We start from the raw sequence: 22,229 nt of genomic DNA, 5'->3' as shown, positions 1-22,229 counted from the left end.
GTGATCCCCGTCTCCCCGGATGTACGCCGTACAGTGGGCGGATGGCCAACCGACGTACGGGGACCCGGCCTCGTCTGAGCCGGGACGCGATCGTGGCGAGTGCCGTGTCCCTGGCTGACACGGAGGGCCTCGACGCGGTGACGATCCGTCGGCTCGCCCAGGAGCACGGCGTCACGCCGATGGCCATGTACTGGCATTTCAACGACAAGGACGCGCTGCTCGACGGCATCGCCGAGTATCTGATCGATGCGGTGAAACTGCCGGAGCCGGGCGCCGGCACCTGGGACGAGCAGCTGCGTCAGGTCCTGGAGGCGTTCCTGGCCGCGATCCGGCCGCATCCCGGGGTGGCCGGCCTCTCGCTACGGCGGATCTTCGCGGCGGAGTCGGGCCTGGCCCTCGCGGAGCACGCGTTGTCGCTGCTGGAGGCGGGCGGGTTCGCCCCGGCCCGGGCCGCCCAGGTGGGGCGGTATCTGCTCTGTGCGGTGATCACCCTGGTCACGTCGGACCCGAATCCGCAGTGCGGGGCCGACGTCGAGGCCCGCGAGGAGATCCTGCGGCACAAGCGGGCGGCGCTCGAAGTGCTGTCCCCCACGCGGTATCCCCGTGTCGTGGCCGCGGCGCCGTCGCTGGTCGGCTGCGACGACCCGGACGAATACTTCGCTCTCAACATCGATCTGCTGGTCCAGGGCACCCGCGGCGTTCCGCGGAGCTGACCAGGTACACCTCACGTTTCGGCAGGGACTTGACTCTCCTGTACGTCGTACATATACGGTGTACACGTACGCCGCATAGGGCGGCGGTGCTGACGGAGGTAGACGTGAGACGCAGTCCATGGTCGGCGCTGGTGGTGCTGGCGCTGGCCCAGTTCATGGTGGTGCTCGACGTGACGATCGTGAACGTCGCACTGCCCGACATCCAGCAGGACCTCGGATTCTCACCGTCGGGGCTGCAGTGGGTCATCAGCGCGTACACGCTGATCTTCGGGGGTTTCCTGCTGCTCGGTGGCCGCGCCGCCGACCTGCTCGGCCGGCGGCGGGTGTTCGTCGCGGGCCTGCTGCTGTTCGGTGTCACGTCGCTCGTGGCAGGCCTGGCCGCCACGCCCGAACAACTCATCGTCATGCGCGCCGTGCAGGGCCTCGGGGGTGCCCTGCTGTCGCCGGCGGCGTTCGCCATCCTCACCGTGACGTTCGCCCACGGCCGGGACCGCAACATCGCGATGGGCATCTGGGGTGGCCTCGCCGGCCTCGGCGGAACCCTCGGCGTGATCGCGGGCGGCCTGCTCGTCGACCAGTTCAGCTGGCGGTGGGTCTTCCTGGTGAACGTCCCGATCGCGATCGCGCTGGCCGCGCTGGCGCCGGTGTTCGTCGCCGAGTCCCGCGTGCGCCCGGCGGGCCGCCGTACGTTCGACCTGGCCGGCGCCGTGCTCGGCACCGGCGGGCTGCTCGCGGTCGTGCTCGGGGTCATCCGGGCCGAGCCGCTGGGCTGGGGCTCCGCCGAGGTGATCGCGCTGCTGGGCGGCGGGCTCGCGCTGCTGGCGCTGTTCCTGCGCGTCGAGGCCCGATCCGCCGCGCCGCTCGTGCCGCTGCACCTGTTCCGCTCCCGCGGCCTGCGTACGTCGGTCCTGGCCCTGGCTCTGAACGGCGCCGGATTCCTGGCGATGTTCTTCCTGACGGCGATCTTCCTGCAGCAGGTCCGCGGCCTGACCGCGCTGGAGACCGGGCTGGCGTTCCTGCCCATGGGCATCGCCGCCATCGTCAGCGCCGTGGTTGCTTCCCAGCTGGTCACCCGTTTCGGCACCAAGCCGGTGCAGTTCGGCGGCACCGTGCTCAGCGTCGTCGGCCTGCTGCTGCTGAGCCGTGCGGACGCCACCGGGTCGTATGTCACGCAGTTGCTGCCCGGCCTGGTCCTGTTCGGGATCGGCATCATCGCGACCGGCACCCCGGCGATGATCGCGGCGGTCGCCGGCGTCCGCCCGGACGAGGCAGGCGCGGCCTCCGGCGTGGTCAACTCGGGCTACCAGGTCGGCGGCGCGATCGGGCTGGCGGTCATCACCACGCTGGCCACCTCGCACGTCGAGGGACTGCTGGCCGCCGGGACGAACCCGCAGGACGCGCTGGTCTCGGGCTTCGAACGAGGGCTGCTCGGCGCGGCACTGTTCGCGGCGGTGAACATCCTGACCGCCCTGGGCGCGCCACGCGTGCGGCCGACCGCGGACCAGATCGCCGAGGCGGCCGTCGCCGCCTGAACAAGGTCCGGCGAAGGGGCAGAAGACACGGCGCGGCGCCGGGAAGGGGGCATTCCCGGCGCCGCGCGTGGGGTGAAGCGTTTGTTGCGGATCTCAGCCGGTGAAGCCGGCGAAGATCTTGCTGAACTCGTTCGGGCTCTGCGCCACGTTGGTGCACTGGAACAGCGCGCCGTTGCAGGCGTTGCGGTCGCGGTTGAGCTCCCAGAAGGAGACGAACCCGACGTGGTTGGCGTTCGCGAACGCGACCACGTCGCGGGCGTCGCTCTGGGTGAAGGTGCCCTGGTCGTCGTTCTTGCCGAGCATCGGGGTGACGCCGACCATCTTGAACGCCGCCGCGTCGCTGTTGCCGTAGATCGACTTGATCTGGTCCTTCGTGGACTTCACGGCCTGGATCGCCAGGTCGCCGTAGTCCTGCCCGGCGCGGCCGTAGTCCATCGCCATGATGTTGACCAGGTCGACGTCGACGCCCGCGTTCTTGGCCGACTTCACCACGTTGAGGCCGTCCGCGGTGAGGCCCTCCGGCAGCACCGGCAGGGTGAGCGAGATCTTCAGGCCCGGGTTAGCCTTCTGCAGTGCGGCCAGCGCGGTCGAGCGACGGTCGATCGTGGTCTTGTCGGCGACCGCGGCGCCCTCGATGTCCATGTCGATGAACTTCAGGTTGTACGCCGAGACGACCGCCTGGTACTCGGCCTGCAGCGCCTTGACGTCCGTGCACGCCTGGGCGAGCTCGATGCCGGTCGCACCACCGAAGGAGACCTTCACGTCGCCGCCGGCCTTGCGCACCGCGTCGATCTGGTCACCGAACTGCTTGGTCCGCGGGTCGAAGGCGTTGAACCAGCTCGCCTTACACCCGACGCTGGTCACGAACGCCAGCGAGAACGACTTCACGTTGCCGGCGCCGAGCGCTGCCAGGCTGTTGTTGTTGAGCAGGCCCATGTCCACGTACGGGGCGACCTTCACGTTACCGCCTCCACCCTGGGCCGGGGGCGGCGTGGTGGCGGGCGGGGCCGTGGTGGCCGGCGGCTTCGTGGCCGTCGGTGCCGTGGTGGTCGGCGCGGCCGTGGTCGGCTTGGGTGCCGGCGTGGTGGTGGTCGGCTTCGGGGCCGGAGCGGTCGTCTGCGTGCCGCCGCCGCCCGAGCACGCGGAGCCGTTGATGGTGCAGCCGGTCGGCGCGCCGCTGCCCGCGACGACGAACCCGAACTCCACCGTCCCGCCGGCCGGGATCGTGGCGTTGTAGGCCTTGTTCGTGGCCGTCGAGGAGGCGCCCGAGGTGGTGATCGCGGTGTCCCAGAACGTGCCGAGCTTGGCCGACGACGGCAGTGCGAAGTTGAGCTGCCAGCCCGTCACGGCCGCCGAGCCGGCGTTCTTGATCGTGTAGCGGGCCTGGTAGCCCGTACCCCAATCCGAGTCGGTCTTGAAGGTGGCGGTCAGCTTGCCGGCTGTCGGGGTGGCCGGGTTGGTGGCCGCGACCGCCGCGCCGACGCCACCGCCGACGGCCAGCAGGGCCGCTCCGACGTAGATGGTCAGACGTAGCCGGTTGCGGGGCATCGAAGACTCCTATCGCGGGTGGTGGTGACAGGCGTCGATTCTGGTCCCCGGCGGTATTGGTAAGGATTGTGTGCAGCTTAAGTTTGACTCAAAGTCCGCAGCGTGACGGCGGGTGCGCGGGTTGTTGCGAGCCGTTCTCGTGTTCCCTGTGCGTTGTCCACGCCGGACCGGGGTGATCGATGGCCCGCGGGCGCCGCTCGCACGTCATGTCCGGCATGTCTCACCTGCCGGGTGTACGTTTCGCCATGATCAGTTGAATTCGCCCGGCAGGGGGGCCGCAGATGCGCAAGGTCATGGTGGAGATCGCCACCGAGGACGGGGCCGCCGACGCCTACCTCGCGCGCCCGGACGGTATCGGGCCGTGGCCGGGCGTGCTCATCTACCAGGACGCGTTCGGGCTGCGCCCCCGGCTCTTCGAGATGGCCGACCGGATCGCCGCGCGGGGTTACGTGGTCCTCGCACCGAACCTGCTCTACCGCGCCGGGCGCGCGCCGCTGTTCGACCTGTCGGGGCTGTCCGACCCAGAGCAGCGCGGCCGGATCTTCGAGCAGGTCAAGCCGTTGATCATGAAACTGGACGACGAGACCATCACCCGCGACACCCGGGCGTACCTCGACTTCCTCGGCGTGCAGGAGGGCGTTGCGCCGGGCCGGGTGGCGATTGTCGGGTACTGCATGGGCGGCACCAACGCGGTCCGCGCGGCGTCGGCGTTCCCCGATCGCATCGGTGCGCTCGCCAGCTTCCACGGTGGGCGGCTGGCCACCGACGCGCCGGACAGCCCGCACCGGCTCGCCGGGCGGATCAGGGCCGAGGCGTACTTCGCGCACGCCGACCAGGACCCGTCGATGAACGCGGAGCAGATCGAGGCGCTGGAACGGGCGCTCGACGCCGCGGGGGTGCGCTACCGATCCGAGATCTACCCCGGGGCGCAGCACGGGTTCACCATGGCCGACACGGCCGCCTACCAGGCAGAAGGCGAGCGCCGGCACTGGGAGAACCTGTTCGCACTGCTCGACCGGGCACCAATCGGCCCGCGATGATCACCCACGCTCAGGACACGCAGAACTCGTTGCCCTCGGGGTCGGCCATGGTGATCCAGGAATGCGGGCCCTGCCGGCCCCGGTGCAGGAACGTGGCGCCCCGCGCCAGCAGCCGCTCGTGCTCGGCCTCGGACTGCTCCGGGCCCACCCGCACGTCGAGGTGGACGCGGTTCTTCACCGACTTGGACTCCGGAACGCGCTGAAACAGCACCCGCCGCGGGCGGCCGCCGGGCGGTGCCTCGGGATGCAGGATCGCCGCGCCGTCACGCCACACCAGCACCCCCTTGTGCGTGGTGGTGTCGGCCTCGGTGGCGAAGCCCTTGGCGACGATGTCCTTGATGAAGGCCTCGTCGGACGGCTCCACCTGCCAGCCCAGCGTCTCGGCCCACCAGTCGGCCAGCGGGTGCGGGTCGGCGCAGTCGATGACCACCTGAAAGTCGTATGCCATGCCCCGCACGCTAACCGGGGCCACCGACAGTTTCAGCGCGGTTCGCCGTCCAGCAGTCCGGGGAAGTACCGGTTCAGCCCGACGACGTCGAACACCTGGCGTACCTCGGTGACCTGGCCGTCCGCCAGCGTCAGGAACTCGGCGAAGCGGACCGTGCCGAACATGGTCGCGCAGTCGTAGACGTGGGTGGCCGCGGCGCCCGTGCACACCCGGGAGACGACCGTGACCTCGGTGGCGAAGACGGCGATCCAATGCAGCGTCTGCACCAGTTCCTCGTCGTCCACGGGCAGGTCGAGATTCCACTCGACCTCCACGTCCGGGGCGAGCAGCCGGCGCATCGCGTGCCGGTCGCCGTCGATCCACGACTGTGCGTAGCCGCGGGCGACGTCCTCCTCCGCGTGCCCGCAAGCCACGGCGGCCACCTGAGGGATGGGTGCCGCCGGGCGACCCGCCGGATGAGATTCGAGCCATCGGGGGCGGACCGGCGCCGGACCGTGGCCGAGCGTCGACGGCCGGGCCTCCGGTGCGGGCTCGGAGGCCGTGGGGAGGCCCAGCAGGGCGGCGGTGGCCTCGGCGGTGCGGCGGGCGGCCAGCCCATCACCGTACGGGTTGCCGACGGTGGCCATCGAGTCCCGGCGTACCCGGCTGTCGAGCAGGCGGGAAGCCTCCATGACGATCCGGCCGGTGTCCGTGCCGACCAGCCGGGCACACCCCGCTTCCAACGACTCGACCCGCTCCGTGGCATCGCGCAGCACGAGCGCGGGCACGCCGAACGACGGCGCCTGTTCCAGGATGCTTCCCGAGTCGGTCAGCACCAGGTACGCCTCGGCGAGCAGGCGGGACCGGTCCGCGTACGACAGCGGACGGGTGACGGTGATCCGTTCGACGCCGTGCAGCGCCGCGTCGACCTGGGCCCGTACGGTCGGGTCAGGGTCGCTGGGCAGCACGACCTCGATGTCGGGGCAGCGGGCGGCCAGGATCCGCACCGCGGCGAGGACCCGGTCCAGTGCGTGCCCCCGCGATTCGTGGCGGTGGACGCTCACGAAGACGAGACGTCGGTCGCCCGACGCGGCTCGGGCCGCCGCCAGCTCCGGATTCTCGAACGGCCGCTCCTGGCCGGCGACCGCGAGCGCCGCGTCCACCGCGGTGTTTCCGGTGACCAGTACGTTGCCGGGGGCGATGTTCTCGTCCAGCAGGTTCATCGCGGCCAGTGGCGTCGGCGCGAGGTGCAGTTCGGCGAGTTGCGCGATGAGGCGGCGGTCCGCTTCCTCGGGGAACAGCGCGTCGAGGTCGGCGGCGCGCAGCCCGGCCTGCAGGTGCACGACCGGGATGCGCCGCTGCGCCGCGGCCAACGCCCCGGCCAGGCTGGTGGTGGTCGCGCCCTGCACGATGACGGCGGCCGGGCGGCGATCGGCCCACAGGTCGTCGAGCTGCCGCACCAGCCGGGTGAGCGGCTCGGTCCACAGCCCGTCGGGCTGCCGGACCGGCTCGGGTTCCGGCGCGGCCTGGATCTCGGGGCCGACGGGCAGGCTGACGTCCACCCCGAGGCCGAAGGCGCCTAGAGTCTGCGCGACCGTCGGGGGGTGGTGACCCGCGGCGACCAGGACCGGGGTCAGGAGCCCGGCGTCGCGCACGGCGGTGGCCACCGGGGCGAGCCGGACGGCCTCGGTCTGGGTGCCGCCGACGAGATGCACCTCAGGCAGCGACATCGTGCCCTCTTTCCGGGGCGGCGGGGGAGAGATTCAGGCGGCCTGCCCGAGGGCCCCGCTGCCCATCACGGTTCGTGACGGCCCTCGACGGGGCCAAGCTGCGGTCATTGATGTACGGACCGTAGGCTGCTACTCAGCGTCAAACAAGTGTGGTTACCCGACTGCTGGCACGGACGCGCCATTCGGCCCATCCCAGACCCCTCAGGCGCGACGGTACGCCAGGAATCGGGTAAGCCGGACCTTTCTCTCTGTCATTACTCGGGGCATCAACGTGACGATCCGTAGTCCCCGCCGCCCAAAAATGTCGGACTGATCATGAGTGCGTAGCGTGGTATGTCCCGGACTGCGCGGGGTGGGTACGCTCTGCCCCGTGCTAGGGGGACGAATGGACAAGCGGCTGCAGGGCTCGGCGGGTCAGGCCGGCGGCGGATTCCGGCTGCCGGGCGGCCGGCGGTCCTGGCTGATCGGCGGCGGCACCGCGGTCGTCCTAGTCGCCGGCGTGCTGACCTGGGTGATGTGGCCCGACGAGCGGCCCGCGCCGCGCCCCCGGGAGTACACCGGAGCCACCGCCTGTCTGCTGGCTCCCGCGGGCGGGATCGCGGACAAGCAGGCCGCGCCGGTGTGGGCAGGCATGCAACAGGCTTCGCTCGCCACTCACGGCAAGGTGCAGTACCTGTCGGTCGACGGGCCGCAGACCGGCGAGAACGCGGCCACATACCTGGCGACCCTGATCAGCGGCAAGTGCGATGTGGTGCTCACGGTGGGCAAGGCGCCGAATGCCGCGGTGGACGCCTCTGCCAAGGCCAATCAGAACGTCCAATTTGTTCTGATCGGATCGGGCAGAACCCAACCCAACGTGTCCGTCATCGCCGACCCGCAGTCCGCACAGATCACCGAACGCGTACGCGCCACGGTCGCCGACGCCCTGGTGGCGGACGCCGACTGACCAAGGAGGGCTGGTCAGCTGTGAACGAAGGCGGCCTCGTTGTTCCTGCGCCGATGACGATTGCTGAAGCGCAGCAGGTTCAGCATGACCTCCGGCTGCGGGTGGATCTGACGACCAGGCTGACGGCGCCGGCGGGGACCGTCGCCGGAGTCGATGTCTCGTACGAATCCGGCACGCGTCGAGTGGCAGCGGCTGCCGTGCTGCTCTCCCTGCCCGACCTTGAGGTGGTGGAGTCCGCGCTCGCCTTTGGTGAGGTGAATTTCCCTTACGTCCCAGGACTCCTGGCGTTCCGTGAGATCCCCTTCATCCTGGACGCCCTTGGGCGATTGACGAGGCGGCCCGACGTGTTGATCTGCGACGGGTACGGAGTCGCGCATCCGATGAGGTTCGGGCTGGCCTGCCATGTGGGGGTATTGACGGATATTCCTACGTTCGGGGTTGCAAAGACTGCCTTCACGTCGACATTTGCTGACCCGGATGACCCCAGGGGTTCCTGGTCACCTCTGGTCGACGACGGCGAAACGGTGGGCCGTGCCCTGCGTACCCAGACCGCGGTGAAACCCGTATTCGTGTCCGTCGGGCATCGGATCGGCCTCGACGAGGCATCCGAACTGACGCTCGGTCTCGCTCCGAAGTATCGGATTCCCGAGGTGATTCGGCAGGCCGATCATCTCTCCCGCCAAGCGCTGCGAAAGTAGGTGTCCGCCCAGTCGCGCCGTCAGTCGAGCGGTGAATCGCGCAGCAGAGTGGGATTGTCCCGGATCAGGGCGGCGAGACGCTTCGCGGCCTGTTCGGTCTCTTCCGGCTTCACCTTCAGCGGGACAGGCTCCGGCATCGGCTGCGGTGCCGGCTCAGCCCTGGGGGTCCCGTACTCCTGGGGTGTGGCGGCGGCCCAGCCGCCGTCCGGCCGGGATCCGGGCGCCGGCTCGTCGATCGGCTCACCGACCGCGATGTCGAAGTCGGGTGACGCCGCCTCGGCGGCCCGGGTGGCCACAGTGTGATCCGCGCTGACCTGGACGACCCCGTCCTCGACCGCGAAGTGCAGCAGCACCGGGTCGCCGGCGCCCTCCACGCCCACGGTCACCGCGAGTGCCGGATTGCGGCCCACGACCGCGGCGATCGCCTCGACCAGCTCCGTCACCGCGGGCGGAGTCGCCTCCCCCGCGGCGCGGCGGCGCAGCTCATCGCGGCGCGCCAGCTTGTCCAGCGCGTCGTCCAGTCCGCCCCGCATGCCCCTGTCCTCCCGTCAGGTTGTCGCCTTGTACAACTCTGCACGCTCAACCACCGCGGTGGAACCCGGTCGGGCCGAACGTCCGGCGCAACCTTACGTCGACTTCATTTTCAGGGCTCGATCGAGGGCACGATCAAGCACCACGAGAAGGGCATCCCGGACGGAGCCGCGGAAGCGTGCATCGAAGGACAGAACGGGAACTTCTTCCGGTACGGCGAGCGCCCAGCGCACCTCGTCGAGGCTGTAGCTGAGCTGTCCGTTGAACGTGTTGACCCCGACCACGAACGGCATCCCGGCCCGCTCGAAGTAGTCCACCGCCGGGTAGCAGTCGTCGATCCGGTTCGTGTCGACCACGACGAGCGCGCCCAGGGCGCCGCGGATCAGGTCGTCCCACATGAACGCGAAGCGCGACTGGCCGGGCGTGCCGAACAGGTACAGCTTCAGCGTGTCGTCGATCGTCACGCACCCGAAGTCCATGGCGACCGTGGTGCTGGTCTTCGCGGTCTCCGGGTTCGGGTTGTCGACGCCGACCGACTCCATGGTCATCTCGGCCTCGGTGCGCAGCGGCGCGATCTCGGAGATGGCGCCCACGGTCGTCGTTTTGCCGACGCCGAAGCCGCCGGCAATGACGATCTTGACGGGTACGGGCGCGGCGCCCGGCTTGCGCCCGCTCGGCACGCTGGCGGTACCGACGACGCGGTCAGAGGGCTCGAAGTCCACGGATCACTCGCATGATGGTTTCGGGGTTGGGGAACTCGTCGTCGAGCACGTGGACGTCCAGGTAGCCGGCCGCGTGCAGGTCGCTGACAAGGATGCGGGTCACGCCCAGGTGCAGCCGCAGCCGCGCGGAGATCTCCGCGACGGACAGCGACTCCTGGCAGAGGCCGACGATGGCCCGCTGCTCGGGGGAGAGCCGTTCGGGCACCACTCCGGGGCGGAGGGTGACCTGCGTTTCCATCCCGATGGCGGGGTCGGCTGCGGACACCCGCCCCGAAGTGATGACGAACGGCCGCAATGCGGTCGTCTGCTCACCCGGTGGGGTGGCCGGGGCCGGGGCCGGTGCGAAGTACTCGTCCGCCGGCCGCTGGTGTGGGGCGCCCGACTGCAGGAACGGCCGAACCCCGGTTGCCACGCGGGGTACCGGGTCGTCGGAGCCGGGCGCGGTCGTCATTGCTGGACGGCGTTCTTCAATTCGGCGATGAGACGGGGGCTGAGCGCACCGCCGGCGCGGGTGGCGAACAGCGTCATCTCGTACGCGAGGGTGCCGAGGTTCGCGCTGCGGTCGGCGACGACACCGAGCACCGAACCCGCGCTGATGGCGGTGACGAGCAGGTACCCGTCGGCCATGTCGATGATGACCCGGTTCAGGCTGCCCAGCGCGTACCAGCTGGCGGCGCCGCCGGCGAGGCTGGTCAGGCCGGAGACGACCGCGGCGAGCCGTTCCGCGTTCGGCCGGTCCTTGATGTTCGACATGGCCATGAGCAGGCCGTCCGAGGAGACGGCGATGGCTTCGCGGACCCCCGCGGTCCCGGAGGTGAAGGAGTCCAGCAGCCAGTTGAACGTCTTCGCCTCGGCGCTCAGGTGCGCGTGCGCGAAGTCGCGTCCGTTGCCGGTATCCGTGGAGTAGGGGGAAGTCATCGCGGTTGTCCCTCGTGTTGTGGCTGGGTTGCATTCAGTGCGGATGAGACGCCGTGCTCGAACTGTTCGATCAGAGCCCGGGCAGCCTCGGGGTCGAGAGGCTGGACCGGTGACGCCGTTGGGGTCTGGTTCCGCGGGCCGGTGTCCGGCAGCGAGGCACCGGGCACGCGCCGGGCGAGCGGCGGATGGCCGGTCGAGGCGGGCGCCGGGGGCGGCGGATCGGCCTGCGGCATCGGCCGGCTGAACGTCGGCGCGGCGACGTCGCTCTGGGGGGCGGGCCCGCCGAACGTCGGCGGGATGTCGGCCTGCGGCGTGGGCCGGCTCAGCGGCGGTGCGGCGACGTCGGCCTCGATCGCGTCCCACTGGGCGCGGGACACGCCGGCCTCGAACGCCGCGAACGCATCCCGGGCTGCAAGCGCATCGTCCGAGGTGGGCGGCGCGCTGCGGGGCGCGGGTCCGGTTTCGGTCGGCATGTGCGTGCCGGGGACCCGGCGGCGCAGCGGAGCGGATCCGCCGGCGCGCGGGTGGTCCGGGATCGGGTCCGGGCTCGGCGGTGCGGCACTCGGGGCGGGTGCCTGCGGCGGTCCGGCCAGCGCGTACGGCGACGGGCCGCCGAAGCCGGACGACGACGGACCCGCCAGGGCCTGCGGCGCCGGCAGTTCCGGCTGGCGCTGCATCGGCAGCACCATCTCCGTCTGGGCGGGCTGGACGAGCCGGCCCTCCAGCTCGGGCAGCGTGGCGGGATGGCGACCCGCGATCGGGACACCCATGTCGTACGAGCGCCGCGGCTGCACGTCGGGCACGGGCTCAGCGTCGTACACGGTGTCGTCGGCGTACGGACTGGCCTCGATTGCGGCCGGCCCGGCCATGACGGCGAACGCGTTCCAGGTCAGCGACGCCTCGAGGGTCTGTGTGGCCCGGTCCAGCACCTTCGGGTCGAAGGGCTGGGTGCTGCCCGGCGCGTGCCGGGCGGAGGCACCTGCGATCAGCGGCGACAGCTCCGTGGTCTGATGGCCGACCGACGCGTGGATCGGGGCGGCCGGAACCGCCTCCGCGTGCGCGATCAGGTGCTCGGGCTGCAGGTCCAGCCACGCCGTGACACCGCCGTTGGGCGTCTCGGTGAGGGTCACCTCGATGCCGTGCCGACGGGCGAGTCGGCCGACCACGAACAGGCCGAGCACCTCGGTGGGGGCGAGGTCGAGACGTTCGCGGCGGGTCAGCCGCGCGTTCTCCTCGGTCATGCGCTCCGGGGACAGACCCAGGCCGTGGTCGATGATGGCCAGCCGCGCGCCGCCGCGCAGTTCGGTCGCGGTGGCGGTGACCCGCGTGTGCGGCGGTGAGAAGGACGTCGAGTTCTCCATCAGCTCGGCCAGCATCAGGGTCAGGTCGGCCACGAGCGACGGCACGACCACGATCTCCTCGGGCACTTCGAGGTCGACGCGGGTGTAGTCCTCGATCTCACCGAGGGCCAGCCGGACGACGTCGGACAGGGCCAGCGGGGCCATGTGTTCGTCGGCGCCGGCGCCACCGGACAGCACGACCAGCGAGCTCGCGTTCCGGCGCAGACGGCTGGACAGGTGGTCGAGCCGGTACAGCTCGCGCAGGCGCTCGCTGTCGGCTTCGCGCCGCTCCAGGCTGTCGATCAGCGCGAGCTGGCGGCCCACCAGGTTCTGCGTACGGCGGCCGACGTGGCCGAACATCTGCGCCACGTTGCGGCGGCCGACCGCCTGCCGTTCGACCAGCCGCGCCGCGGTGGTCTGCACCCGGTCGAACGCGCGGGCCAGGTCGCCGATCTCGTCGCGGCCCGCCACGTCCACCTCGTCGAGATGGATGGACCGGACGTGGTCGGTGTCGTCGTCGGCGACGCGGAGCAGTTCGGCCTCGGCCTCGCGGGCGACCCGCTCGGCCGATGCGGTCAGGTGGCTCAGCGGCCGGGCAACCGCGCGGGCCATGAGGATGCTCAGGCCCACCACCAGCACCAGCATGATCAGCGAGCCGCCACCGACGGAGTACGCGGTCCGGATCGCGTCCTGACGCGTACTGGTCACCGCGGTGGTCACGTCGGCCGCGATCCGCTTCTCCAGGAAGCCACCGACGACGGCGATGGAGCGCAGCGACGGGAACAGGCTCTTGATGTTGAGTGACTTGGCCGCGGTGAGCGGGTCCGTGGTGCCGTACTGGAAGAACACCGGGCCCAGGCGGGTGACGAATGCTTCACGGGCGCCGATGTACAGCTTGTACTGCGCGGGCGTGAAGTACGGCTGGGAGCCCGCGAAGACCTGCTGCAGCTGGACGAACGCCACGGCGAACTTGCCGAGCGCCGGCTGCTGCTGGGTGATCACCGCCGCGGTCAGGTAGCCGGCGATCTGGCTGATCAGTTCGTCCGTACGCAGCGCCTGGTCCAGCGCGAAGACCTGGCGGCCGGTCGCCGTGGTCAGGTCCGCCTTCTGCGTCAGCGCGAGCTGCTGGAAGACCGCCTGGATGACGGTCGTGTACTCGGAGACGATCACGTCCGGCTGGATCGCCCGGTTGCGGACGTTGAGCCGGGTGTTGTCGAGCTTCGACAGGTTCGCGATGGCGCGCCGCAGCCCGGGCGAGAGCGTCCGGCCCAGGCGGTGCAGCTGCTGCACCCGGTCCTTCGCCTTGGCGGTCTGCACGGACAGCTCGGGCAGCGGGACGAGCCCGAAGAAGTAGCCCACCGACAGCAGGCGCTCCTCCTGCAGCTCCTGCACGGCGGTGCCGACGTCCGTGGCGAGGGCGACCACGTCGGCGGTCTGCTGCGCGTCGCCGGCCACGTTGATGCGGTCCGCGATGATGGGCACGCTGAGCCCGACGACGCCGAGCAGCGGTACGAGGATGAGCAGGGCCAGCTTGCCCCGCATACGCAGGCTACCGAAGAACACCGGACCGCTCCCGCTGCGTCGGGGCGTCGCCATAGGCCGGCGCCTGGTTCAGGTAGCTGTAGCCCTGCTCCGGTGCGGAACGGCCCGCGCCGCGTGCGGTGTCCGTACCGATCGGGGCGGGGGTGCCGGCGCGCCGGCCGCGGCGGCCGGTGAGCTGGAAGACGCTGGCCACGAGGGTGAGCAGCAGCAGTGCGCCGCCGGCGGTCAGGATGCCGGCGTTGCGCAGGTCGGCGGCGTCGAGCCGGTCGTCCAGCAGGTTGGTGGTCTCCCGGGCGACGACCCCGGAGAGGCCGGACAGGGAGCTCTGCAGTTGCGCCTGCGCGGTCGCCATCGTGGCCGGGTTCGGCGCCCCGCCGGGGTTCGCGCCGCGGGTCAGGGCCTCGACTCCGCGCCGGAACTGGTCGAGCGTGGTCACCAGGTTGCCGCTGAGTGTCTTGCTGTTGGTGTTGTCGACCGCGGCCTGCAGGTTGTCCGTGAGGTTGTCGACGGCGGCGTTGACGAACTCCACCGACGCCCCGAACTGCGGGCTGAGCAGCGCCTTACGGGCGGGGTCGGCCGCGGCGACGAGCAGCGCCAGGTCGCCCATGCGGCTCACCTGCACGACCGTGTTGGGCAGGTCGAGCGCGAGGGCGTGCTGCAGGTGCGACACGTCGTTGTCCGGGTCGCGCAGCAGGCCGGACTCGTTCTGTACGGCCGTGTACAGCGCCAGGGCGAGGTCGCTGACCTCGACGTGGGCCTGGTAGATCGCTTCGGCGTCGCCCTTGACGGTCTTGAACTTGCCGATCTTGTCGCGCAGGGCCGTCCAGCGTTCCCGGGTGCCGAGCTCTGCGCCGAGGCGCGCGTCCACCGCGGAGACGTTGGTCACGGCGGTGGTCAGGGAGCCGGGCGGGGCCGCCACGCCCTGCAGGGCGGACGACTCGGCCTCGGCGAGGCCGCTGACCAGTGGTGCCAGGGCGGCCAGGTACTCGACACCCTGGCGTTCCCGCTGGGTGTTGTCCCGCCGGTCCTGGTTGTCGTTCCAGACCCACGCGAACAGGCAGCCCGCAGGCACCAGTATCAAAACCGTCAAAACAGCCGCCACGACGGATCGCATGTGGGAGGGCCGGTGATTCACCGTGACTGACATTGCCTTCGTCCTTCGCCAAGCTGACGCCGGCGACCGTGTGATGGCTACTTTCCGTAGCCGTACGGGCGCACCGATCCGGGTGAATCTATCCGAGAAACAATCATGAGGCCCCTTTCCAAGGGTCAGAGTTGAGTCGTCTGATCGGGGGATACGCCGCGGGCACCGGGTGCCTGTAGCGGACCACCGGCACGGCCGAAGGGTGTGAAGGTGCTGGATACGGGCGGGGTGTGCCAGCACGGGACAGAGCTGGGAGAAATACGTCCGACAATGCGCAGGGATTCCAATGTGGAGTAGAGTATTTCGGTCGTCCATAGTTACCGTTAGGTAGCCCGGCCGATACGCTCAGTAGCGAGATTGCCCTGCGTGTGCGGATGATTACCGGATTCCCCCTCGCGTTCTCCCGAATTGTGGGACGAACGGTGAGACGGGACCCGTGGACGAACCCGCGTCGACCGGCCGGGGTGGCCCCACGGCCCGGAAGACGGGACAGGCCCGGCCCGGGACGCGTGTCCGAGCCGGGCCCGTCAGGAAGACCCCGTCAGATCCGGGCGAGCGCCCGGCGGAACGGGTCCAGACCCAGCGAGCCGAGATTCAGCGCATCCCGGTGGAAGGCACGCAGGTCGAAATCGGCGCCCTTGCGGGCCTTCGCCTCGTCCCGGGCCTGCATCCAGATCCGCTCGCCCACCTTGTACGACGGCGCCTGCCCGGGCCAGCCCAGGTAACGCTTCCACTCGAAGCGGAGCACCTCGTCCTCCATCCGGCAGTGCGCGCGCAGGAACTCCCAGCCCAGCTCCGGCGTCCAGCGCTCGCCGGGGTGGAAGCCGAACGGGTTGTCCCGCGGGATCTCCAGCTCCAGGTGCATGCCGATGTCCACGATGACCCGGGTGGCGCGCAACGCCTGGCCGTCCAGCATGCCGAGCCGGTCGCCCGGGTCGGCGAGATACCCCAGTTCGTCCATCAGGCGCTCCGCGTACAGGGCCCAGCCCTCGCCGTGGCCGGAACACCAGCACAGCAGGCGCCGCCACCGGTTGAGCAGCTCGGCGCGTACCTGTGTCTGGGCGACCTGCAGGTGATGTCCGGGCACGCCCTCGTGGTAGACCGTCGTCACCTCACGCCAGGTGGAGAACTCCGTCATGCCCTCCGGCACGGCCCACCACATCCGGCCCGGGCGGCTGAAGTCCTCGCTCGGCCCGGTGTAGTAGATGGCCCCGTCGCTGGTCGGGGCGAGGCAGCACTCGATGCGCCGGACCTGCTCCGGGATGTCGAAATGGGTGCCGTGCAGCTCGGAGATCGCCTTGTCCGCCAGTGCCTGCATCCAGTCGCGGAACGCTTCCTTGCCCGGGATGCGGCGCGCCGGGTCGGCGTCGAGCTTCGTGACGGCGTCGTCGATGCTCGCCCCGGGGCCGGCGATCTCCGCCGACACCGCCCGCATCTCCTGCTCCAGCCGGTGCAGTTCCTCGAAACCCCAGGCGTACGTCTCGTGCTGGTCCACCTTGGCGCCGAGGAAGTACTGCGACGCCCGCTCGTACCGCTCCTGGCCGGCGGCCTCGCGGTCCCGCCCGTGCGACGCCAGATCCCGGCGTAGGAACTCGGCGAAGCCCGCGGTCGCCGCGGTCGCCGCCGCCGCGTTGCGCTGCAGCTCGGCATCCAGCGCGCCGGTCGCGGACAACCGGCCCGCCAGGCCGTGGAAGAAGTCGTCGCGGTCCGGGTCGGTCCACGTGTCGATCTGGTCGGCCACCGCGAGCATCTGGGCGCGCGCGCTGACGTTGCCCCTGGCGACCTCCTCCAGCAGGGTGCGCTGATACTGCTCCACCGCACCGGGCACCTCGCCCAGGCGGGCCGCGATGTTGGCGACCGCCTCCTCGCCCTCGGTCGGCATGAGGTCGAAGACCTGGCGGATGCTGTGGATGCCGCTCGAGATGACGCTCAGGTCGCTGGTGGTGTCGCCGGCGTCGTACCGGGTCAGATCGAGCCCGAGGCGCTCCTGCATGGCCTCCTTCGCGACCGCCTCCGCCTCGGACGCGGGCGCGAGTGGCTCCAGCTCGGCGAGCGTGCGCCGGGTGAGGTCGGCGACCGCCGCATACCCGTCGGGGGAGAAGTCGTCGAGGCGGTCGTCCTGGCCGGCGATGCCGGCCCAGGTCGAGCCGATCGGGTTGAGCGGCGCCCATGCGGCGACGTAACGGTTGGCGAGGTCATCAATCTGTCCCACGCCGCCGACCCTACGGGACGGTAGCGACCGAGCGCCTCCTCAATCGCCGCCGTGTCCCGCTGTCCAGGCGAGCAACGTTTCCGCGGGCCACGTGTTGACCACCCGGTCGGTGGGCACCGCGCACAGGGCCGCCCGTTCGCATCCGACATGCAGCCAGTCGAGCTGGCCGGGCGCGTGCGCGTCCGTGTCGATCGTGAACAGGCAACCCGCTTCCACCGCCACCCGCAGCATCCGCTTCGGCGGATCGAGCCGGTCCGGCCGTGAATTGATCTCCACGGCCTTGCCGTGCTCGACGCACGCGGACAACACCTTGTCGAGGTCGAAGTCGCTGGGCGGGCGGGTCCGCCCCGCCCGGTGACCCCGGTCGCCCGCACCGGCCGCGGCCACCTTGCGGCCGGTCATGTGCCCGAGTACGTCCAGATGCGGGTTCGCGATCGCGGTGAGCATCCGATGCGTCATCCGCGACGCGTCGTCACGCAGGCCGCTGTGCACCGAGCCGACCACGACGTCGAGCCGGGCCAGCAACTCGACCTCCTGATCGAGGGAGCCGTCCGCCAGGATGTCGACCTCGATTCCGGTCAGGATCCGGAAACCGTCCGGCAGCGCCTCGTTGAGCGCGGCCACGTGGTCGAGCTGACGGCGCAGCCGCTGCGGGGTCAGGCCGCGGGCCACGGTGAGGCGGGGCGAGTGATCCGTGAGCACCATGTACTCGTGTCCCAGTTCGACCGCCGCCAGCGCCATCTCCTCGATCGGGGAGCCGCCGTCGGACCAGTCGGAATGGACGTGACAGTCGCCCCGCAGCGCCGCACGCAGTGCCGCCGCCGCGTCCGGCAGGTCGGTGCCCTCGGTCGCGGTCAGCCGGCGCAGGTAGACCGGCTCCTCGCCGGACAGCGACTCGGCGACGCAGCGTGCGGTCACGTCGCCGACCCCGGACAGCTCGGAGAGCGTGCCGGCCTCCACCCGGGCCTGCACCTCGTCACCGGACAGCGCGGCGACGGTTGTGGCCGCGGACCGGAACGCGCGCACCCGGTACGTGGCCTCGTTGGCCCGTTCCAGCAGGAACGCGATCCGGCGCAGATCGGCAACGGGATCGCGGGCGCTCATTCGACCCACGCTAGTGCACGCGGGGCGTACCGGGCGGCCCGCTAGCGTTGCCGCCATGCGAACGATCGACTGGGTTACCGACCCCGACCGGCCGGGGCGCGAGGGCCGGATCGAACTCATCGACCAGACGGCGCTGCCGGGCGAGCTGCGGGTGCTGCGGATCGCCGCGGTGACCGACCTCGTCGCGGCCATCCGGTCGCTGGCGGTGCGCGGGGCGCCCGCACTGGGGGTGGCCGGGGCGTTCGGGGTCGCGCTGGCCGCGCGGCAGTTCGCGGACGACCCGGCCGGGCTGGCGGCGGCCGTTCACGAGATCGAGACCGCTCGCCCCACCGCGGTCAACCTGGCCCGCGGCACCCGGCGGGCCGCGGAGCTGCTGTCCTCCGGCCCGGACGCGGTGCTGCGCGAGGCGTACGCCGTACGGGACGAGGAGATCGCGTCGTCCGAGGCGATGGCGCTGCGCGGCGCGGACCTGATCAGCGAACTGTGCGGACCGCGCCCGCGCCTGCTGACCCACTGCAACACCGGCGGCCTCTGCACGGTCACCGTCGGCACGGCGCTGGGGGTGATCGGCGAGCTGCACCGGCGCGGGGCGCTGGCCGGGGTGATCGCCAGCGAGACCCGCCCGCTGCTGCAGGGGGCGCGGCTCACCGCGTGGGAACTGACGCAGTGGGGCGTCGACTTCCGTGTCGCGGTCGACTCGGCGGGCCCGTTCCTCATGGCGCGTGGCGAGGTCCAGGCGGTGATCCTGGGCGCGGACCGGATCTGCGCGAACGGCGACGTCATCAACAAGATCGGGACGTACGCCCACGCGCTCGGCGCGCACCGGGCCGGATTGCCGTTCGTCGTCGTGGCACCGGAGTCCACGGTGGATCTGGACACCCTCGACGGCGCCGCGGTGGAGATCGAGGACCGGGGCGCAGCCGAGGTGACCGCACTGTCCTCGCCCGTGAATCCGGCCGCCTCCGTGAATCCGGCCGCCTCCGTGGGCCCGGCTGCCGCGGTGAACCCGGCCTTCGACGTCACACCGCACGACCTGGTCACCGCGATCGTCACGGAGCGGCGAGTGATCCGCCTGGACCGCGGCGAGAAGCCGTAGGCCACGGACGCATGATCAGGAGGGCGGCTGCCAGGGCTTGAGCCACTTCGTCTCGGGCCAGCCCTCGGCCGCCGCCATCAACGGGTACGCGGTGGCGCCGTCGACGCTCTCCCGCACGATGTCGGCGTGCCCGGCGTGCCGCGCAGTCTCCTGGATCAGGTGCAGCAGCACCCACCGCATGGTGAACGTGTCGAGATCCTTGCGGTTCCACGGCACCGAGCGGTCGACCGGCACGGAGTAGTCGAGGTCCCCGATCTCCCGCACGGTCTGCTCGGTGTGCGCGGCGGCCCGGTCGTAACGGGCGAACACGTCGTCGATCGTCTCGCCGTCGGCGAGCTGAAAATCCGCCGCATACTGCTGGAAGTCCATCGGGCGCGGCTCCTTGCGCATCGTGGCGAGCCAGCCCTCCTCGGTGGAGGCGCAATGCTTGACGAGGCCGCCCACGGTCAGCGTGCTCGCGCTGGGGGCGGCACGCAGCTGCTCGTCCGTGAGGCCGAACGCGGTGAGTTTCAGGACGTAGCGCATCTGGGCGAGATACGCGAGCAGGCCCTCCTGCTCCGTGGTGATCGGACCGACCTGACCGGGCATGTCACGACTCCTTCGGCTCGGCGCCGCGGTCGACTCCGGGTCGACCCGTTGTTCGGCGCGGTCCAGCCTAGGTGCGACCCCCGACAGTTTCCGGCCGTACGGCGTGCACCACCCGGCGCCCGTCGTCCACCCCGGTCACCCAGCCCCCGGCGCGGCCGAGATCCAGCAGCGCGTCGACCTGCCAGGGCAGCTCGACCGCCGTACCGGCGGCCGCCGGCCAGGCCGCGCGGGCGGCGCTGGACGGGGCGAGCAGCGGGCGCAGCGCGCCGGTGGGGTCCGGCCCGTCGAGGGCCGCCCGCAGGTCGGTCAGGGTCTTGAGGACGCCGTCGAGCGCGGGACCGACAGCGGCGGCGTTGCCCCCGCACATGGCCGCGATGAGTTCCGGCCGGGTCGCCGCCACGCGGGTGCCGTCCCGGAACGAGCCGGCGGCCAGCGCCGCGGCGAGCGGATCGTCCGCGACCGCGGTGGTGAGCGCCGCGGCCAGCAGGTGTGGCACGTGGCTGGCGGCGGCGACCGCCCGGTCGTGCTCCGCGGCGGTGGCCGGCACCGCACGGGCGCCCAGGCTCGTGACGAGCCGGGCCATGGCGAGCCAGCCGGGCAGCGCGGTCTCCTGCGGTTCGAGGCAGAGCACCCAGGCGCAGCCCGCGAACAGGCCCGGGTCGGCGGCGGCGAAGCCGGAGGTCTCCTTGCCGGCCATGGGATGTCCGCCGACGTAGGCCGGGACGCGCAGGTGCTGCCGGACCAGCTCTCGGACCGGTCCCTTGACCGAGGTCACGTCCGTGACCATGCCGTCGAACCCGGCCAGCTCAGCCAGGACGCCGGGCAGGGCGGGCAACGGCACCGCGAGCACGATCAGCTCGGCCTGCCCGACCACGTCCCGCAGCCGGCCCGCCACCTGCCAGCGCGCCTGCTGCGGAGCCCGTGCCGCGGCGGTACGCGCCGTGCCGCGGGTGGCCGGGTCGGCGTCGAAGCCGAGCACGCGGTGCCCGGCGGCGGCCAGCGCCTGCGCCAGCGACCCGCCGATGAGCCCGAGCCCGATCACCGCGACGTCCACGCGGGTGACTCTCCCACATCGGCGGATGGGTAGGCCGTACGGCCAGGGGCGCATCCACCGAAATCAGTGCCGGATTAATCCGTTTCGTCACTACCTAACCCCGATCCATCCAATCGTACATATAGGCGAGAATCATCCGGTTACGGTGTGTGGGTGACTTACAGGGACAAATTTCTCAGACGGCTGGCCGCGGTCGCGGCGGTCGGCGCAGTCCTCGCGGTCGCGGGGACCCCGGCCGAGGCGATCTCCTCCGATTCCGATCCCGTACCCAGCTTCAACGGGACGGTGTGGGCTCTGGCCTACTCGGGCAACACGCTCTACGTCGGCGGGGACTTCACCGCCGCGGTGGTCAGGGGCAAGACGATCACCCGTAACCGCCTCGCCGCGGTGAACGCCTCCACCGGCGCGCTCCTGTCGTGGGCGCCGGCCGCCAACGGCCGGGTCAAGGCCATCGCGGTGAGCGGGTCCAGCGTCTACGTCGCCGGCAACTTCAGCACGATCAGCGGGCAGAAGCGGGACAGCCTCGCCCGGATCGACGGCTCCAGTGGCGCGGTGTCGTCCACGTTCAAACACAGCATCAGCGGATCCCCGTACGCGGCCGCGGCCGCCAACGGCCGGCTCTACCTGGGCGGCACGTTCAGTGCGGTCGACGGGCAGTCGCGCGGGCGGCTCGCCGCGTTCAACCTGACCACCGGCGCCCTCGACGCCGGATGGCGGCCCAACGTCGACGACCAGGTCGAGGCGATCACCGCGGCGGGCACCCGGGTCTATGTGGGCGGCCGGTTCCACCGGGTCAACGGCGCCACCGGGTACGACCGGCTGGTCGCGCTCGACCCGACCAGCGCGAGCATCGTGACCGGGTTCAGGCCGCACCCGCCGGTCATCACGTACGGGATCGCGGTCAGCTCGACCGGAGTCTTCACCGCACACGGCGGGCAGGGCGGGACGGTGAACGCGTACACCACCAGCGGCGCGAAACGCTGGACCGCCACGTTCGACGGCGACGGGCAGGCCGTCGTGCTCCTGGGCGGCGCGGTCTACGTCGGCGGCCACTTCGACCACGCCTGCCGGACCTCGCGCACCGGGCCCCAGGGAACGTGTCTGGACGGCTCGATGGACCGGATCAAGCTGGCCGCGCTGTCCCCGTCCGACGGTCACCTGCTGGCCTGGACCGCGAACGCCAACGGCATCGAAGGGGTGCTCACCATGGCGGGCAGCGCCGGCCTCGGCGCGCTCGCCGCCGGCGGCGCCTTCACCACGATCAACGGGGCCAACCAGAAGCGCCTCGCGCAGTTCGGCTGACCTGAGCTTTCCTGGCGGGGCCGCATCCCCGGGCGAGGATGC

The 22,229-nt window shown here is 71.3% G+C and carries 20 protein-coding genes; 7 read left to right on the top strand and 13 right to left on the bottom strand.

Going from position 1 to position 22,229, the window contains the following annotated elements; genetic code table 11:
- The first annotated feature begins 41 nt into the window (after nucleotides 1–41).
- Nucleotides 42–713: a TetR/AcrR family transcriptional regulator gene (locus tag ACMCNK_RS20300; protein WP_412737973.1), complete on the top strand. Its 672-nt coding sequence runs from the start codon at nucleotides 42–44 to the stop codon at nucleotides 711–713.
- Nucleotides 714–817: 104 nt separating this feature from the next.
- A complete protein-coding gene (locus ACMCNK_RS20295; protein ID WP_412737972.1) occupies nucleotides 818–2,245 on the top strand; it encodes an MFS transporter in 1,428 nt (475 codons plus the stop codon).
- 93 nt (nucleotides 2,246–2,338) lie between these two features.
- On the opposite strand, the gene ACMCNK_RS20290 is transcribed toward ACMCNK_RS20295, so the two are convergent.
- Complete coding sequence (locus ACMCNK_RS20290; protein WP_412737971.1) at nucleotides 2,339–3,793, bottom strand: cellulose binding domain-containing protein; 1,455 nt, start codon at nucleotides 3,791–3,793, stop codon at nucleotides 2,339–2,341.
- A 281-nt stretch (nucleotides 3,794–4,074) separates the two neighbouring features.
- On the opposite strand from ACMCNK_RS20290, the gene ACMCNK_RS20285 reads away from it, so the two are divergent.
- The gene (locus ACMCNK_RS20285; RefSeq protein WP_412737970.1) at nucleotides 4,075–4,833 is read left to right on the top strand and encodes a dienelactone hydrolase family protein; all 759 of its coding nucleotides are present in this window, start codon (nucleotides 4,075–4,077) and stop codon (nucleotides 4,831–4,833) included.
- A 10-nt stretch (nucleotides 4,834–4,843) separates the two neighbouring features.
- Here ACMCNK_RS20285 and ACMCNK_RS20280 read toward each other — a convergent pair whose 3' ends face one another.
- Together ACMCNK_RS20280 and wecB are read right to left on the bottom strand one after the other, a co-directional pair.
- Nucleotides 4,844–5,281, bottom strand: coding sequence for a VOC family protein (locus ACMCNK_RS20280; protein ID WP_412737969.1), 438 nt, complete (start codon nucleotides 5,279–5,281; stop codon nucleotides 4,844–4,846).
- A gap of 32 nt (nucleotides 5,282–5,313) precedes the next feature.
- The gene (gene wecB, locus ACMCNK_RS20275; RefSeq protein WP_412737968.1) at nucleotides 5,314–6,990 is read right to left on the bottom strand and encodes a non-hydrolyzing UDP-N-acetylglucosamine 2-epimerase; all 1,677 of its coding nucleotides are present in this window, start codon (nucleotides 6,988–6,990) and stop codon (nucleotides 5,314–5,316) included.
- Between the two features lie 370 nt (nucleotides 6,991–7,360).
- On the opposite strand from wecB, the gene ACMCNK_RS20270 reads away from it, so the two are divergent.
- A complete protein-coding gene (locus tag ACMCNK_RS20270; RefSeq protein WP_412737967.1) occupies nucleotides 7,361–7,936 on the top strand; it encodes a hypothetical protein in 576 nt (191 codons plus the stop codon).
- 53 nt (nucleotides 7,937–7,989) lie between these two features.
- Nucleotides 7,990–8,634, top strand: a complete 645-nt coding sequence (gene nfi, locus ACMCNK_RS20265; protein WP_412740929.1) for a deoxyribonuclease V — start codon at nucleotides 7,990–7,992, stop codon at nucleotides 8,632–8,634.
- Nucleotides 8,635–8,654: 20 nt separating this feature from the next.
- Here the strand turns inward: nfi and ACMCNK_RS20260 are convergent, their stop codons facing one another.
- The 8 genes from ACMCNK_RS20260 to ACMCNK_RS20225 form a co-directional block, all read right to left on the bottom strand.
- A complete protein-coding gene (locus ACMCNK_RS20260; RefSeq protein ID WP_412737966.1) occupies nucleotides 8,655–9,167 on the bottom strand; it encodes a hypothetical protein in 513 nt (170 codons plus the stop codon).
- 93 nt (nucleotides 9,168–9,260) lie between these two features.
- Complete coding sequence (locus ACMCNK_RS20255) at nucleotides 9,261–9,887, bottom strand: GTP-binding protein (protein ID WP_412737965.1); 627 nt, start codon at nucleotides 9,885–9,887, stop codon at nucleotides 9,261–9,263.
- Nucleotides 9,868–10,338: a DUF742 domain-containing protein gene (locus ACMCNK_RS20250; protein WP_412737964.1), complete on the bottom strand. Its 471-nt coding sequence runs from the start codon at nucleotides 10,336–10,338 to the stop codon at nucleotides 9,868–9,870. Before ACMCNK_RS20250 ends, ACMCNK_RS20255 begins: the two co-directional genes overlap by 20 nt.
- Nucleotides 10,335–10,805, bottom strand: a complete 471-nt coding sequence (locus tag ACMCNK_RS20245; protein WP_412737963.1) for a roadblock/LC7 domain-containing protein — start codon at nucleotides 10,803–10,805, stop codon at nucleotides 10,335–10,337. The genes ACMCNK_RS20250 and ACMCNK_RS20245 overlap by 4 nt, the downstream gene beginning before the upstream one ends.
- Complete coding sequence (locus ACMCNK_RS20240; protein WP_412737962.1) at nucleotides 10,802–13,708, bottom strand: nitrate- and nitrite sensing domain-containing protein; 2,907 nt, start codon at nucleotides 13,706–13,708, stop codon at nucleotides 10,802–10,804. The genes ACMCNK_RS20245 and ACMCNK_RS20240 overlap by 4 nt, the downstream gene beginning before the upstream one ends.
- Nucleotides 13,695–14,759, bottom strand: coding sequence for a hypothetical protein (locus ACMCNK_RS20235; RefSeq protein WP_412737961.1), 1,065 nt, complete (start codon nucleotides 14,757–14,759; stop codon nucleotides 13,695–13,697). Before ACMCNK_RS20235 ends, ACMCNK_RS20240 begins: the two co-directional genes overlap by 14 nt.
- Before the next feature lie 613 nt (nucleotides 14,760–15,372).
- Nucleotides 15,373–17,043 (bottom strand): DUF885 domain-containing protein, encoded by a 1,671-nt coding sequence (locus ACMCNK_RS20230; protein ID WP_412737960.1) that lies wholly within the window; start codon nucleotides 17,041–17,043, stop codon nucleotides 15,373–15,375.
- 39 nt (nucleotides 17,044–17,082) lie between these two features.
- A complete protein-coding gene (locus ACMCNK_RS20225) occupies nucleotides 17,083–18,147 on the bottom strand; it encodes a PHP domain-containing protein (protein ID WP_412737959.1) in 1,065 nt (354 codons plus the stop codon).
- A 55-nt stretch (nucleotides 18,148–18,202) separates the two neighbouring features.
- On the opposite strand from ACMCNK_RS20225, the gene mtnA reads away from it, so the two are divergent.
- On the top strand, nucleotides 18,203–19,243 hold the full coding sequence (mtnA, locus tag ACMCNK_RS20220) for an S-methyl-5-thioribose-1-phosphate isomerase (protein ID WP_412737958.1): 1,041 nt from the start codon (nucleotides 18,203–18,205) through the stop codon (nucleotides 19,241–19,243).
- Between the two features lie 15 nt (nucleotides 19,244–19,258).
- On the opposite strand, the gene ACMCNK_RS20215 is transcribed toward mtnA, so the two are convergent.
- Together ACMCNK_RS20215 and ACMCNK_RS20210 are read right to left on the bottom strand one after the other, a co-directional pair.
- The gene (locus ACMCNK_RS20215; protein WP_412737957.1) at nucleotides 19,259–19,831 is read right to left on the bottom strand and encodes a DinB family protein; all 573 of its coding nucleotides are present in this window, start codon (nucleotides 19,829–19,831) and stop codon (nucleotides 19,259–19,261) included.
- A gap of 67 nt (nucleotides 19,832–19,898) precedes the next feature.
- On the bottom strand, nucleotides 19,899–20,885 hold the full coding sequence (locus ACMCNK_RS20210) for a prephenate dehydrogenase (RefSeq protein ID WP_412737956.1): 987 nt from the start codon (nucleotides 20,883–20,885) through the stop codon (nucleotides 19,899–19,901).
- 153 nt (nucleotides 20,886–21,038) lie between these two features.
- On the opposite strand from ACMCNK_RS20210, the gene ACMCNK_RS20205 reads away from it, so the two are divergent.
- Entirely contained in the window at nucleotides 21,039–22,187 is a 1,149-nt protein-coding gene (locus ACMCNK_RS20205; protein WP_412737955.1) for a PQQ-binding-like beta-propeller repeat protein, read from the top strand.
- Nucleotides 22,188–22,229 lie beyond the last annotated feature (42 nt).

It is taken from the genome of Krasilnikovia sp. MM14-A1259 (assembly GCF_047159535.1).
Lineage (GTDB): Bacteria > Actinomycetota > Actinomycetes > Mycobacteriales > Micromonosporaceae > Actinoplanes.
The sequence above is the reverse complement of the archived record's forward strand: the minus strand, read 5'-3'. Positions and strand labels throughout refer to the sequence as shown.